15 protein-coding genes are annotated in these 14308 nt (G+C 70.5%); 8 read left to right on the top strand and 7 right to left on the bottom strand.

Features of this window, described 5'->3' with window-relative positions:
- Positions 1-12 precede the first annotated feature (12 nt).
- The 3 genes from AC5L3X_RS21050 (at position 13) to AC5L3X_RS21040 (ending at position 4029) form a co-directional block, all read left to right on the top strand.
- Positions 13-2517 carry a beta-glucosidase H gene (locus AC5L3X_RS21050; protein WP_494858986.1) on the top strand — a complete coding sequence of 835 codons (2505 nt, stop codon included), beginning with the start codon at positions 13-15 and terminating at the stop codon, positions 2515-2517.
- 67 nt (positions 2518-2584) lie between these two features.
- Positions 2585-3265, top strand: coding sequence for a DUF4191 domain-containing protein (locus AC5L3X_RS21045; protein ID WP_494858984.1), 681 nt, complete (start codon positions 2585-2587; stop codon positions 3263-3265).
- Positions 3265-4029 (top strand): class I SAM-dependent methyltransferase, encoded by a 765-nt coding sequence (locus AC5L3X_RS21040; protein ID WP_494858983.1) that lies wholly within the window; start codon positions 3265-3267, stop codon positions 4027-4029. Before AC5L3X_RS21045 ends, AC5L3X_RS21040 begins: the two co-directional genes overlap by 1 nt.
- Before the next feature lie 79 nt (positions 4030-4108).
- Here the strand turns inward: AC5L3X_RS21040 and tnpA are convergent, their stop codons facing one another.
- A complete protein-coding gene (gene tnpA / locus AC5L3X_RS21035) occupies positions 4109-4507 on the bottom strand; it encodes an IS200/IS605 family transposase (protein ID WP_494858982.1) in 399 nt (132 codons plus the stop codon).
- Here tnpA and AC5L3X_RS21030 point away from each other — a divergent pair.
- Entirely contained in the window at positions 4506-5717 is a 1212-nt protein-coding gene (locus AC5L3X_RS21030; RefSeq protein WP_494858981.1) for an RNA-guided endonuclease InsQ/TnpB family protein, read from the top strand. The genes tnpA and AC5L3X_RS21030 overlap by 2 nt on opposite strands.
- A 54-nt stretch (positions 5718-5771) precedes the next feature.
- Here the strand turns inward: AC5L3X_RS21030 and AC5L3X_RS21025 are convergent, their stop codons facing one another.
- The 3 genes from AC5L3X_RS21025 to AC5L3X_RS21015 form a co-directional block, all read right to left on the bottom strand.
- Entirely contained in the window at positions 5772-6725 is a 954-nt protein-coding gene (locus AC5L3X_RS21025; RefSeq protein ID WP_494858979.1) for a glycoside hydrolase family 113 protein, read from the bottom strand.
- Positions 6722-7333 carry a TetR/AcrR family transcriptional regulator gene (locus tag AC5L3X_RS21020; RefSeq protein ID WP_494858977.1) on the bottom strand — a complete coding sequence of 204 codons (612 nt, stop codon included), beginning with the start codon at positions 7331-7333 and terminating at the stop codon, positions 6722-6724. Before AC5L3X_RS21020 ends, AC5L3X_RS21025 begins: the two co-directional genes overlap by 4 nt.
- Before the next feature lie 69 nt (positions 7334-7402).
- Positions 7403-7864 carry an RDD family protein gene (locus AC5L3X_RS21015; RefSeq protein WP_189125964.1) on the bottom strand — a complete coding sequence of 154 codons (462 nt, stop codon included), beginning with the start codon at positions 7862-7864 and terminating at the stop codon, positions 7403-7405.
- A 76-nt stretch (positions 7865-7940) separates the two neighbouring features.
- Between AC5L3X_RS21015 and AC5L3X_RS21010 the strand changes: the two genes are divergently transcribed.
- A complete protein-coding gene (locus AC5L3X_RS21010; RefSeq protein ID WP_494858975.1) occupies positions 7941-8942 on the top strand; it encodes a hypothetical protein in 1002 nt (333 codons plus the stop codon).
- Positions 8943-9039: 97 nt separating this feature from the next.
- Positions 9040-10464 carry a type I glutamate--ammonia ligase gene (glnA, locus tag AC5L3X_RS21005; protein WP_189125966.1) on the top strand — a complete coding sequence of 475 codons (1425 nt, stop codon included), beginning with the start codon at positions 9040-9042 and terminating at the stop codon, positions 10462-10464.
- A gap of 228 nt (positions 10465-10692) precedes the next feature.
- Here the strand turns inward: glnA and AC5L3X_RS21000 are convergent, their stop codons facing one another.
- Both AC5L3X_RS21000 and AC5L3X_RS20995 read right to left on the bottom strand, forming a co-directional pair.
- Entirely contained in the window at positions 10693-11496 is an 804-nt protein-coding gene (locus tag AC5L3X_RS21000) for an SDR family NAD(P)-dependent oxidoreductase (protein ID WP_494858973.1), read from the bottom strand.
- 168 nt (positions 11497-11664) lie between these two features.
- Complete coding sequence (locus AC5L3X_RS20995) at positions 11665-12204, bottom strand: GNAT family N-acetyltransferase (protein WP_494858972.1); 540 nt, start codon at positions 12202-12204, stop codon at positions 11665-11667.
- 48 nt (positions 12205-12252) lie between these two features.
- On the opposite strand from AC5L3X_RS20995, the gene AC5L3X_RS20990 reads away from it, so the two are divergent.
- Positions 12253-12792, top strand: a complete 540-nt coding sequence (locus AC5L3X_RS20990) for a hypothetical protein (protein WP_494858971.1) — start codon at positions 12253-12255, stop codon at positions 12790-12792.
- Between the two features lie 106 nt (positions 12793-12898).
- On the opposite strand, the gene AC5L3X_RS20985 is transcribed toward AC5L3X_RS20990, so the two are convergent.
- Positions 12899-13216 (bottom strand): ArsR/SmtB family transcription factor, encoded by a 318-nt coding sequence (locus AC5L3X_RS20985; RefSeq protein WP_494858969.1) that lies wholly within the window; start codon positions 13214-13216, stop codon positions 12899-12901.
- Positions 13217-13306: 90 nt separating this feature from the next.
- Between AC5L3X_RS20985 and AC5L3X_RS20980 the strand changes: the two genes are divergently transcribed.
- Positions 13307-14305: a zinc-dependent alcohol dehydrogenase family protein gene (locus AC5L3X_RS20980; RefSeq protein WP_494858968.1), complete on the top strand. Its 999-nt coding sequence runs from the start codon at positions 13307-13309 to the stop codon at positions 14303-14305.
- Positions 14306-14308 lie beyond the last annotated feature (3 nt).

Raw genomic sequence — 14308 nt, 5'->3', positions numbered from 1 at the left:
GACACTGTGGAAGTGAACTTCGACGAACTGATCGGCAGGCTGGACCTCAGCACCAAGATCCGCATGCTCACCGGGGCCGACATGTGGTCGCTGCCGCCCGTTCCCGAGATCGGGCTCGAACGGCTGGTGATGAGCGACGGCCCGATCGGGGTGCGCGGTGAGCAGTGGAGCGCCGGCGATCCCTCGATCGCGCTGCCCAGCCCCACCGCCCTGGCCGCGACCTGGGACGTCGAGCTGGTCAGGCGGGTGGGCCGGCTGCTCGCCCAGGAGGCCAGGCGCAAGGGGGTGCACGTACTGCTGGCGCCGACGGTCAACCTGCACCGCTCCCCGCTGGGCGGGCGCCACTTCGAGTGCTTCTCCGAGGACCCCTTCCTGACCGGCGAGATCGCGGCCGGCTACGTCGAGGGAGTGCAGGAGGGCGGGGTCGGCACCACGCCCAAGCATTTCGTGGCCAACGACTTCGAGACCGACCGCTTCACCGTGAACGTCAGGGTGAGCGAGCAGGCGCTGCGCGAGGTCTATCTGCGGCCGTTCGAGCGGCTGGTGCGGGCGGGTGCCTGGGGCGTCATGACCGCCTACAACGCGGTCAACGGCATCACCATGACCGAGCACGCGCCGCTGGTCAACGGCGTGCTGAAGGGCGAGTGGGGGTTCGACGGGTGCGTGGTGTCCGACTGGACGGCGGTGCGCACCACCGAGGCGGCGGCGCTGGGCGGCACCGACGTGGCCATGCCGGGCCCGGGCGGGCCGTGGGGCGACAGGCTGGAGGCGGCCGTGCGCGCCGGACGTGTTCCCGAGGCGGCCGTCGACGACCGGGTCCGCCGCGTCCTGCGGCTCGCGCACCGCGTCGGCGCCCTGCGCCCGCCCGGTCCGTCGGGGGTGGCGGCCCAGCCGGTCGAGGCGTACGGCCGCGAACCAGCCGCAGCGGCGACTCCGCCGGACGCGACGTTCGGCCGCGAACCGGCCGGGGCGTTCGGCCACGAACCGGCCGAGGCGTACGGCCACGAACCGGCCGAGGCGGCGAGGCCGGAGGGTACGGAGATCGACGGGGTGGCGCTGGCCCGGGAGGTGGCCGCGCGGAGCTTCACCCTGCTCAGGAACGACCGCGACCTCCTCCCCCTGCGGGGCGTCCGGACCGTGGCGTTGATCGGGTCGGCCGCGGACGAGGCACGGGTGATGGGCGGCGGCAGCGCTCAGGTGTTCCCCGACCGGGTGGTCTCGCCGCTGGAAGGGCTGCGCGAACGGCCGGAGGTCGAGGTCCGCTACGCGCTGGGCACCGACCCGCGCGCCCGTCTGTCACCGTTGCCCGTGCCGGCCACGGCCTGGTTCCTCGACGGCGACGGCACGGTGCTGGCCGAGCACGCGTTGCCCGGCACAGAGGCGCGCTGGATCGGCCGGCTCCCGCGAGGCGTGGACGCCGCCAGGGTCAGGGCGGTCCGGATCGGCGCCACGTACACGCCCGGCCGGGCGGGCAGGCACGAGCTGTCGGTGTCCGGGGTCGGCGCGTTCACCGTGACGGTGGACGGCGAGACGGTGTTCGACGCCTCCGTCGAGGCGGCGGGCGGCGACCCCGCGGCCGCGTTCCTGGCGCCGCCCGAGGAGCGCTTCACGGTCGAGCTGGCCGAGGGCCGGCCGTACGAGCTGACCGTCACGCACGGGGCGCACGTGTTCGGCGACCTGGCGTTCGTGGCGTTCACGCTCGGCCACCGCGACCCGTCGCCCGGCGAGGAGGAGCTGATCGCCGAGGCGGTCCGCACGGCGGCCGGCTGTGACGTGGCGGTGGTGGTGGCGTCCACCACGCGGGAGGTGGAGAGCGAGGGCTTCGACCGCGCCGACCTGCGCCTGCCCGGTCACCAGGACAAGCTCATCAGCGCGGTGGCCGCCGCCAACCCGCGCACGGTCGTCGTGGTCAACGCCGGTTCGCCGGTGGAGATGCCGTGGCGCGACTCGGTGGCCGCGGTGCTGCTCACCTGGTTCCCCGGCCAGGAGGCGGGTGGGGCCCTGGCGGACGTGCTGTTCGGCGACGCCGAGCCGGGCGGCCGGCTGCCCACGACGTGGCCGGCCCGCCTGGCCGACGTGCCGGTCTGCGACGTCACGCCGGTCGACGGCGCGGTCGGCTACGACGAGGGCGTGCACATCGGCTACCGGGCCTGGGAGCGGGCCGGCCGGGCTCCCGCCTTCCGGTTCGGTCACGGTTTGGGCTACACCACCTGGTCCTACGACTCGATCGCGGCCGAGGGGTCCTCGGTCACGGTGGCGCTGACCAACACGGGCGAGCGGCCGGGCAGGGAGGTCGTCCAGATCTACGTCTCCACCGGCGGCCGGGACCGGCGGCTGGCCGGATTCGACGTGGTGGAGGCCGATCCCGGCCAGACGGTGATCACCACCATCGACCTGCCGGAGCGCGCCTTCCAGAGCTGGACGGCGGACGGCTGGCGGGTGGTCCCGGGCGAGCACACCGTGGAGGCGGCTCACGACGCGGGTGACCGGCGCCTGGCGGCGACGCTGCGGATCTGACGGCCCGGAGCCGCACGGGCAGGTCACGTTTTCCTTTCATCACCGGTTGGTTTGTATCCTTCAAGACATGGCGAAGTCCGTGGACCCAGAGAAGCCGGGGCGCATCAAGCAGCTCCGCATGATCGCGCAGGTCATCAAGCAGGCCAACCCCAAGGGGTTGCCGATCGTCTTCCTCTCGGCGGTCGGCACGCTCGCTGTGGTGATCGTGATCGGCCTGGTCACGGACTTCCTGTGGTATTCGGTGTTCCTCGGCATCCTGGCGGCCATCACCGTGGGCCTGGTGGTCTTCGGGCAGCTGGCGCAGAAGGCCCAATACTCGATCCTGCACGGTCAGACCGGCGCCGCCGCCGCGGTGCTGCAGGGCATGCGCGGCAACTGGCAGGTGACCCCGGCGATCGCGGTCAACCGTGACCAGGACTTGATCCACCTTATTGTCGGCCACCCGGGCGTGGTCCTGGTGTCCGAGGGGCCGGGCAACCGGGTCGGCCGGATGCTCGCGGCGGAGAAGAAGCGGGTCGCGCGGGTGGTGCTGGGCATCGAGATCTACGACATCCAGTGCGGCGACGGCGAGGGTCAGGTGCCGCTGGCCAAGCTGCAGCGCCACATCATGAAGCTGCCGCGCAACCTGAAGAAGCCCGCCGTCAACGAGGTCAAGGACCGCCTGCGGTCGCTGCCGAAGAACATGCCGATGCCCAAGGGGCCGATGCCCAAGGGCGCCCGCATGCCGCGCGGCCCCAAGATGCGCTAGTGCCGTCGGTTTCCTCGCGGGCCAACCGCGGCTGGTGGGACGGCAACGCCGACGACTACCAGGTCGAGCATGGCGACTTCCTGCGTGACACCGGTTTCGTCTGGTGTCCCGAAGGCGTCGACGAGGACGAGGCGGGCCTGCTGGGCGAGGTGCGCGGACGGCGGGTGCTGGAGGTCGGCTGCGGCGCGGCGCAGTGCGCGCGGTGGCTGGTGACGCGGGGCGCCCAGGTGGCGGCGTTCGACCTGTCGCACCGGCAGCTCCGTCACGCGCGGCGCATCGATCTCGACACCGGGGTGCGGGTGCCGGTGGTGCAGGCCGACGCCGAGGCGTTGCCGTTCGCCGACGCCTGTTTCGACCTGGCCTGCTCGGCCTTCGGGGCGCTGCCGTTCGTGGCCGATCCGCTGGCCGTGCTGCGCGAGGTGCGCCGGGTGCTGCGCCCCGGCGGCCGGTTCGTCTTCTCCGTCAGCCATCCGATCCGCTGGGCCTTCCCGGACGATCCGGGGCCGCGCGGGCTGACCTCCGACCGCTCCTACTTCGACCGCTCCCCCTACGTCGAACGCGACGACGACGGCACCCTGACCTATGTCGAGCACCACCGCACGATGGGCGACTGGGTCGGTCTCGTGGTCGCCTCCGGGCTGAGCCTCACCGGCCTGCTGGAGCCCGAATGGCCGGAGGGCCACGAGCGGGTATGGGGCGGCTGGAGCCCGCTGCGCGGCCGTCACCTGCCGGGCACCGCGATCTTCAGCGTAAATCTGGCGTGAAACCCCGGGCGTTCACGCCTGGGAGGAAACGACAGCGCGGGAGGGCCGTCAAGGGCCGGGCGGTGTGGTGACGGGTGGCTCAGCCCGGGCGTTTGTGGTTGTCGATGTACTCCTTGATGATCGATAGTGGTGCGCCGCCGCAGGAGGCGGCGAAGTACGACGGCGACCAGAAATGCCCGCCCCACAGGTACTTACGGATGTCTGCCGGATACTCCCTGCGCAGAAGCTGGGCGGACACGCCCTTGATGCTGTTCACCAGCGTCGAGAGGGCGACTTTGGGCGGGTAGTGCACGAGCAGGTGCACGTGATCTTCCTCGCCGTTGAACTCGGCCGGCTCCGCCCCGAAGCTGTCGCACGCCTCGATCATGATGTCTTCGCAGCGAGGCGGAATCTCGTTGGTGAACACACCACACCGATATTTCGGAATGAAGACCAAATGCGCGTGAAGCGAGTAGACAACGCTTCGCCCCCTTCTCATGCCGGGGTTCGGTTTTCCAATCCGGCGGCGTGGGCTTGGCGATAATGTGTTCGAGGTGAAGCTGGTGGTGCAGGTCAAGCTGCTGCCGACGCCTGAGCAGGCGGCGGCGCTGGAAGCGACGTTGCGCGCGGCCAACGACGCGGCCACCTGGGTGGTGGCGCTCGCCCACGACCGGCGGGTGTTTCGCAACTATGATCTGCGTAAGCACGTCTACGGGCAGGTCAAGGACAGGTACGGGCTGGCGGCTCAGGCCGCGCAGCATGTCATCAAGAAGGTCGCCGACGCCTACGCCACCCTGCACGCCAATCTCCGCAACGGCCATCTGGGCAGGCCCGGCTCCGCCCGGCGTGAACGGGTCCAGGCCAGGCCGATCGTCTTTCGTCCTGGCGCGGCCCAGCCGTTCGACGACCGCTGCCTGTCCTGGCAGCTGAACGCGCGCACGGTGTCGATCTGGACCACAGGTGGGCGAATGAAGGGCGTGGCGTTCACCGCTTCGGCCGATCAGCTCACCATGCTGGCCGCTCACCGTAAGGGCGAATCCGACCTTCTCTACCGCGATGGCATGTGGTTCCTCGTCGCCACTTGCGACCTGCCGGACGTGCCGGTGGGCGCGCCGGACGGATTCACCGGGGTGGATCTGGGGATCGCCAACATCGCCACCACCGCCACCAGCACCGGCGATGGTGTCCGCCACAGCGGCAAGACCTTGAACGCGGTCCGTCACCGCCACCGGGAGCTGCGCCGCCGCCTGCAGACCAAGCAGACCAAGTCCGCGAAACGGCTGCTGAAGAGACGCCGCCGCGCCGAGGCGCGTTTCGCCGCCGATCTCCACCACACCATCGCCAAGCGCATCGTGACCGAGGCTGCACGCACCGGGCGAGGCATCGCCCTGGAGAATCTCCAGGGCATCCGCGACCGGGTACGGCTCCGCAAGCCCCAGCGGGTCACGCTGCACACGTGGAGCTTTCACCAGCTCGGCCACTTCATCGCCTACAAGGGGGCCCGCGCCGGTGTCGCCCTGGTCTGGGTGGACCCGGCCTACACCTCGCAAGCCTGCTCGGCCTGCGGGCACGTGGCCAAGAACAACCGGCCCGACCAGGAAACCTTCGCCTGTACGTCGTGCGGCTTCGCTGAGCACGCCGACGTCAACGCAGCCCGCAACATCGCCGCACGCGGTGTCACCAGCTGGGCAGTGAGTCACGCTGCCTGACGCGGACCAAACCGTCAAAGCCACCGACGGCAAGGAACTGCAAGCTCAGCCCCTTCAGGGCTGAGAAGCTGACCTGCGCCCGTACATAGCCGCCATGGCGTGGAAGACCGCCCGCGGCTCCCAGCGGGTCTCGTCGACCATCCGCACCACGCCGTAGGAGCCGAGGTCGGCGGCGCCGAGCCGGGTGTAGCCGGCGAAGGTGAACCACAGGGCGGTGTCGACGCCCTCCTCCTCGAAGACGCCGAGCAGCTCGGTGAGGTAGCGGACCTGTTCCTGCTCGTCGGGCACCGCGCCGTCGGGCACCACCCAGGCGCTGCCGCCCTGGTCGGCCGCGCCGCGGTAGGGGCAGGTGCCGAACTCGGTCACCGCCACGGGCTTGCCGTGCTTGAAGTGGCCGCGCAGCTCCTCGCGGAAGCCGTCGGCGTTGTAGGCGGCGCGGTAGGCGTCGACGCCGACCAGGTCGAACGGGCTCCAGTCGACGAACTCCCACGGGGCTGCGGCGTAGGTCACCCGGCCGCCGAACAGCGGCCGCACGGTCTCGGCCGCCTCGGCCAGGAAGTCGTTGAACCGGGGCATGATGCCGGCCAGCGACCGCCACCAGTCCATGTCGGCCGTCATCATCGCACCGAGCCGGTCGCCGTAGCCGTCGCCGGGGATGAAGCCGGGGCCGAAGGCGGTGGTCTCGCAGCCGGTGACCAGCACCACCTCGGCGCCGCCGCGCCTCAGCGCCTCGGCGCGGGCGGCGCAGTCGGCGTACAGGGCGAGCATGCCGGGCGCGGGGACGTCCACCGGGAAGGGCGCGAACCAGACCTCGAGGCCGGCCTCGGCGGCCAGCTCGGCGGCGGTGCCCAGCCGCTCGGGGTCGGCTCCGGAGACGCGCACGACCTGGCAGTGTAAGTCGCCGGCGATGACCCGCATCTCGCGCCTGACGGTCTCGGCGTCGAACGCGTGGCGTGACCGGCCGGGTTCGGGCAGGAACCCGGTGTCATAGTTGATCCCCTTTTTCATGATTTATCTCCATAGCTTGCAGCGAATCCGTGGTCGAGCAGATCGAAGGCGAGATCGACCTCGTCGGCCAGCCGCCGCCCGGCCTCCGCGAGCGGCGCCCCACAGGTGAGCCGATGGAAGAACTGCTCCTGCAGCGTGGTGACCACGGCGGTGACCTGCGCCGCGAGGAGATGGGCGATCAGGTCGCCAGGTTCGCGCTCCAGCGCGGCGGCCAGCTCGTAGCGCTGACCGATGTGCGCCTGGTGGACCCCGGCGAGCAGCGCCGGACTGCCGGAGATCACCCGGACCCGCGTCAGCAGGCTCTCCGCGTCGACTCCCGGCGCCTCCCGGGCGGACGCGCGATAGTGCGCGCGCAGCGCGCCGAGCGGCGACAGACCCGGAGGACGCTCGGTCACGATCCGCGCCATGTCCTCCTTGACCTCGTCGAGGACCAGGCACTCCTTGGTCGCGAAATAGGCGAACAGCGTCACCTTCGCCACCCCGGCCGCCTCGGCGACCTCGTTGACGGTCACCTCGTCGTAGCCCCGCTCGGCGAACAGCCGCAGCGCCGCCTCGGCGATCCTCCGCCGCGTCTGCTCCTTCTTGCGCTCTCTGAGTCCCGCCATCATGCGGCAAGAGTAAAGCGTACCGGGTTCAATTTCAAACCCGGTACGCTTTTTTGTGAGACGAGCGGAGGGTCACATGCGGACGACCATCGTGTTGGAGGCGCGGTCGTGCAGTCCGCGGTGGTCGCGATCGAAGATCAGCGCGGGCACGGCCAGGATGAGGAGCACGGTGCGGGCCAGCACCGGCACCAGCCGGGGGTCACCGCCGTCCATCGCGGCCACCCTGATGCCGGCCAGGCGGTGGCCGAACGTCTGGCCCATCAACGCCACCAGCACGAGATACTGAGCCGCGAAGACCAGGGCCGGCACCCACGGCGACCGCGCCGGATCGACTCCCAGTAGGAGCTGGGTGACGAGCCAGGTGCAGATCATCCAGTCGATGACCAGCGCCAGGATCCGGCGCCCCCATCCGGCGATCGCGCCGCTGCCCTCCTCGGGCAGCCCCAGGCGCTGGCCCGGGTATCCGAGGTCGACTCCGGCCGACCGGACGCCTCCCAGCCAGGTCTGCGTCCACCGGGGTTCGTTGCCGCTCATGCCTCCACGGTATCCGGCCGCCGGACCGGTCCGGATTGTGACCCATTCGCGTCACGAGGCGGTCATGATGTTCGTCATGTCACACGGGGATGACCTTGACGCGCGCTTCGACGCGCTCGTCTCGCAGATCGGCGACGACGAGCGGCGCCGGATGCGCACGGCGGCCGCCAAGGCGGCACGCGCGTCGCGCGCCCCGAGACCCGCCACACCCGCCGGACCTCCGCGGCGGACGCCGCGCCTCCTGCTCGCCGTCGCCGTGGTGTTCGCCGTGGCCCTGGCCGGCGGCCTCGTCGTGGCCCTCCGCCCCGACGTGCTCTCGGCCATCCGGCAGGCGGCGGGCCCCGTGCCCGAGGAGACGCTGCCGGTGAGCTCCGCGCCCTGGGCGGCGGGGCCGTTCGCCGGGTCACCCGCCGAGACGTACGCGGACGGGATCGCCGGTTTCGTCATGCCACCGGCGACGGCGCTCGGCGGGCTGTCGGAGAAGGACGTGGCTACGGTGCTGAAGCGGACGCGCGAGCTGCTGGCGGCCGCCTACCTCGACCGCGCGACGCTCATGGGAGGCAGACCGGCGGCCTTCATCGAGGCGCTCGACCCCGCGCAGCGCGGCGCGTTCCGCGAGAACCTGGACCACGGGACGAAGGACGACTTCGACAGCCGCACCTGGGTGGTCAGTTTCGCCCCGAAGACCGCGGAGTTGTCCACCGACGTCATCAAGGTCAAGGGCAGGACCACGCTGGCCATGGCGAAGGAGGACGGCCTCACGGGCGTCCGGATGAAGATCAAGTACCTGCTCGTCTACGCCGTCCACCGCCCCGGGCAGCCCGCCACGACGATCCGGGTGGTCGTTCACTCGGAAGGCGAGCTGTTCGCCTATCGCGAGCACGGCAAGCTGGTCGTGTGGGTGGAGGGTCTCGGCCACAGCGCCACTCCCGCGCGCTGCGACGTGAAGGACGCCTTCATCCACCCTGTCTACGACGACTCGGCGCCCGACTCGGTGTCGCCCGACGGCCCGCCGTCCGACCCGTACGAGCTGGACCAGCCCGAACGTGAGGTCTGCGGCGCCTCGGACCCGACGTGAGCCCGCTTAACACATGCGAAACAAACGGGACACCGTTCGGAAACGGCCACGACTTAGCGTCGGCCTGATAGCCGGTTCGCACTGGGAGGTTTCGAGAGTGTTCAACTCCGCCGACGACGTCCTGAAGTTCATCAGGGACGAAGGAGTGCAGTTCGTCGATGTCAGGTTCACCGACCTGCCGGGGACGACTCACCACTTCACCTTCCCGGTCGAGAACTTCGACGCCAACGTCTTCACCGACGGCCTCATGTTCGACGGCTCGTCGATCCGCGGTTTCCAGGCGATTCACGAGTCGGACATGCTGCTGCTGCCCGACCCGACGAGCGCCGTGCTCGACCCGTTCCGCGATCACAAGACGCTCAACATCAACTTCTTCGTGCACGACCCGCTGACGGGCGAGGCCTACAGCCGTGACCCGCGCAACGTGGCACGGAAGGCCGAGGAATACCTCAAGGGCACCGGCATCGCCGACACGGTCTACTTCGGCCCCGAGGCCGAGTTCTACATCTTCGACGACGTCCGCTTCGAGACGAGGCAGAACGCCGGCTACTACTACATCGACTCCATCGAGGGCGCCTGGAACACCGGCAAGGCCACCGAGGGCGGCAACCTCGGCTACAAGCCGCGCTACAAGGGCGGCTACTTCCCGGTGCCGCCGATGGACCACTTCACCGACCTGCGCTCCGAGATGGTCCGCAACCTCATCGAGTGCGGCATCGACGTCGAGATGCAGCACCACGAGGTGGGCACCGCCGGGCAGGCCGAGATCGACTTCAGGTTCGGGACGCTGCTCAAGACGGCCGACAACCTGATGCTCTACAAGTACATCATCAAGAGCACCGCCATGGAGTACGGCCACACGGTCACCTTCATGCCCAAGCCGATCTTCGGCGACAACGGCTCCGGCATGCACTGCCACCAGTCGCTGTGGAAGGACGGGGCGCCCCTCTTCTACGACGAGGTGGGCTACGCGGGCCTGTCCGACACCGCCCGCTACTACATCGGCGGCCTGCTCAAGCACGCGGCGTCGCTGCTGGCGTTCACCAACCCGACGGTCAACTCCTACCACCGGCTGGTCCCGGGCTACGAGGCGCCGGTCAACCTGGTCTACAGCCAGCGCAACCGCTCGGCCTGCGTCCGCATCCCGATCACGGGCTCCAACCCCAAGGCCAAGCGCATCGAGTTCCGGGTGCCCGACCCGTCGTGCAACCCCTACTTCGCGTTCGCGGCCATGCTGATGGCGGGTCTCGACGGCATCCGCAACAAGATCGAGCCGCCGGAGCCGGTCGACAAGGACCTCTACGAGCTGCCGCCCGAGGAGGCCCGCCAGGTCCCGCAGGTCCCCGGCTCGCTCTCCGAGGTCCTCGACGCCCTGGAGGCCGACCACGACTACCTGCTCGAAGGCGGCGTGTTCACGCCCGACCTGATCGAGACGTGGATCGCCTACAAGCGCGAGAACGAGGTCGACCCGATCCGCCTGCGCCCGCACCCGCACGAGTTCGAGCTCTACTACGACGTGTGACGGCACGCTTTCCCGGCCTTCGTCGTTGCTGAGCGACGTCGGCCGAACAGAACGGCCCGGCGCCGATCCCTTGAACCCAAGTGATCGGTGCCGGGCCGTTCTTGCCGGAAGCCCTAGCCGCCGTCCTTGTCGGAGTCGGCGGCGAAGCCGATGACGCCCAGGTAGCCGTCATCCTCCTGGGTGACCTTCATGTGCATGTCCCACGGCAGCCCTCGGCCCGGGCCGGTGTCAGACCTGCTTGAGGAAGCCCGCGTCGACGGCGAGGTCCGCACCGGTCGTCGCCGCCGAGCGCGGCGAGGCCAGCAGGGCGATCGCGTCGGCGACCTCCTGAGGGGCGACCAGCCGTCCGATCGACAGATTCATCATCTCCGGCGCGACCCGGTCCATCACGGTGTCGCGGTCGGCGCCCGCCTGCCCGGCGATGATGTCGGCCGCGCCGCCCTCCTCGGTCCACCAGGCGGTGCGCACTGGCCCCGGGGAGACCGTGTTGACCCGGATGCCCTGCGGGGCGAACTCCTCCGACAGCGCCTTGGTCACGTTGTTCAGGGCCGCCTTGGCCGCGCTGTAGTCGACGTTCATCGGGGCCGGAAGCCGGGCGGAACCCGACGAGACGTTGACGATCGAGCCGCCGCCGCGCGCCAGCATCGGCGGGATGGCGGCCCGGACGAAGCGCACGACCGAGAACAGGTTGAACTCAAACATGACCCGCCAGTCCTCGTCGGCCGGGGCCAGGAAGGAGAAGCGCGGCAGAGCCACCCCGGGCGGCCTGCCACCGGCGTTGTTGACCAGGATGTCGAGCCCTCCGAACTCCGCCACGGCCCGCTCCACGACCTGGCCGGGCGCTTCGGGGTCCATCAGGTCGACCGGTACGTGGAGCAGGCCACCGCCCAGCTCCGCCAGCTCGGGGCTGGTCTTCCGGGAGACGGCCACGACTAGGGCCCCCTCGCCGAGCAGGGTGCGGGTCACGGCCAGGCCGATGCCCTTGGACGCGCCGGTGACGATCGCGACGCGACCGGAAAGCTGCAGATCCATACGTGTTCCTTCGCCATAGGGCCCTCCGGGCGACCGGAGGGATTCCATCGCCGAACACGCTAGGCGTGGGCCCCCGGCGCGGGCTGGCAGCGTTCGGACCGGTCATTCCGGCGGACTTCGGACCTGCAATCCCCCGGCACCGGCGGGCGGCGGCCAGGACGATCCCTGTCAGCCGCGCGTCACCTGATCGGAGGTGAGGCGGTAGAGCACGTGGGGCTGGAGGGGGCTGGCCGAGTGAATGTGCGGGTGCTCGAAGTCGTCGGCCGGGTCGCGGGTCATGCCGAGCCGTTCCATCACGGCGCGGGAGCGGAGGTTGCCGACGGCGGTCATGGAGACGATCTCGTCGAGGCCGGCGTCGAACCCGTGACGCACCGCCCGGCGGGCCGCCTCGATGGCGTAGCCGTGGCCCCAGGCGTGCCGGGTCAGCCGCCAGCCGACCTCCACCGACGGGTTGAAGTGCGCTTCGAACGTCTGCCGGGCCAGGCCGGTGAACCCGACGAACTCCCCGGTGGCGCGCACCTCCAGCGCCCACAGGCCGTAGCCCAGCTCGTCGAAGCGCTGCTCGATGCGGTCGACGAAGGCGTCACTCTGCGCCCGGGTCATCGTCGCGGGGAAGTGCTCCATCACCTCGGGGTCGGCGTTCATGGCCGCGAACGGCGCCCGATCGTCGTCGCGCCATCTGCGCATGATGAGCCGCTCTGTCTCCATTGATCAAAGATAGGACAGTCCTGGTGTACGGCTCAGCGGCGCGACCTGATGCCCGACGAGGCGTCGGCTTGGGTTCATGACCAGCGGATCGGCGCCGCGCTGGACGACGCCTCCACCCAGGACGCCGTCACGCTGGCTGAGTACGTCCACGAATCAGGTCACCGCGCCCCGCACCTGGGCGCCGACGAGGTGCTCGCGGCCTATCACCACTGGGGGGAAACGGAGCTCAAAGGCTGGTTCAGTGCCACACAGGAGCCGAGGCACGGATATCGGCGGGCACTCCTGTTGGCCGTGGCGGCGCTGGAGGGCGCACCGGTGGGCAGGGTGTTCAGCGCCGCCGAGCGCTTGTGCGAGGCCGTCGGCATCGACCATGACGCCGCCGTGCTGGCCGGCCTGGCCGAGCTGGTCACCCAACCGCGGTTGCGTGCCCGGTCTGTCGCGGAGGTGGTGAAGTGGGCCGAGTCCGGCGGGCGCGGCCAGGCCGCGGCTACGGAGGCCTTCCTTCATCTGAGCGGTCTGCGCTCCGCCAACGGTTCTTTGGTCCTGGTGCCGGAATCGACACGCGAAGCTCCGTTGATCACCACCTAGGTGTTCTCCGGCTACGAACGGCCGGACCTGGCCGCCCGGCTGAACGGCCAGGCCGGGCAGAGCCCGCCCGGCGCGGCCAGCTCACCGGGTTCCGACCAGTGACGGGTCAGTGGCCCACGGCCTGGCGGGAGGTGAGGGCGTCGAGGAGGCCGGGGAAGGCTCGGTCCATCTCGGTGCGGCGCAGGGCGTTCATCCGCGAGGTCCCGACGTAGTACTGCCGGATCAGGCCCGCCTCGCGCAGCACCTTGAAGTGGTGGGTGGCGGTGGACTTGCTGACCGGCATGTCGAACGTGCCGCAGGCGAGGTCGCTGCCGGCGGCGTCGAGCTGCGTGACGATGCTCCGGCGTACCGGATCCACCAGGGCCTCCAGCACCTGTTGCAGGTCGAACTCAGACACCTCGGGGTGCGGCGGCGTGCGTTCCATGAGCCCATAGTACGACAATGGTCGAAGTTTGACAGCCATCGTACTTGTGGGCAACAGTGGTCGCGTCGGCGATGAGCGAAGGAGTGCGGCGTGGCGAGGACTGTGCGTTTCCATGAGATCGGCGGGCCCGAGGTGATGCGGCTGGAGGACGTGGAGCCAGGCGAGCCGGGACCCGGTGAGGTGCGGATCCGGGTGGACGCGATCGGCGTCAACCGGGCCGAGGCGCTGTTCCGGCTGGGAGTGTACATCGAGCCGGTCAAGCAGTTCCCCGCCCGGCTCGGCACCGAGGGCGCCGGGGTGATCGAGGCGGTCGGGCCGGGGGTGACGGGACTCGCGGTGGGGCAGGCGATCAGCGTCGTGCCGGCCTTCTCACAGAACGACTACGGCGTGTACGCCGAGCGGGCCATCGTGCCGGCGAGCGCGCTCCTGCCCCGTCCGGACGGGGTGGACGCGGTGTCCGGGGCCGCCGTCTGGATGCCGTACCTCACGGCGTACGGCGCGATGGTGGAGGTGGGACGGATCCGGCCGGGCGACGTGGCGGTGGTGAACGCGGCCTCCAGCGGTGTCGGGCTGGCCGCCATCCACACGGCCGACCGGCTGGGCGCCACGCCGATCGCCGTCACCCGGACGCGCGACAAGCGGCAGCGGCTGATCGAGGAGGGCGCGGCCGAGGTGATCGTCTCGGAGGAGGAGGACGTGACGGCCCGCGTGCTGGCGCTGACCGGCGGCAGCGGCGCCGAGTACGTGTTCGACGCCGTCGCCGGGCCGGGCGTGGCGGAGCGGGCCCGAGCCGTGGCCCCCGGCGGGACGCTGTTCCTGTGGGGCATGCTGAGCGGGCAGCCGACGCCCTACCCGGGGTTCGACCTGGGCATGCCCAAGCTCAACATGCGCACGTACACGGTGCACGAGATCACCAGGGACCCGGAGCGGCTGCGCCGCGGCGCGGCGTTCGTCTCCTCGGGCCTGCGCTCCGGTGCCTTCCGCCCGGTGGTGGACCGTGTGTTCCCGCTGGAGGAGATCGCGGCGGCGCACCGGCACATGGAGTCCGGCACCCAGGTCGGCAAGATCGTGGTCAGCGTAACCCACTGAATG

The organism is Nonomuraea sp. CX421, from assembly GCF_059358955.1.
This window is presented reverse-complemented; position numbering and strand designations above follow the sequence as displayed.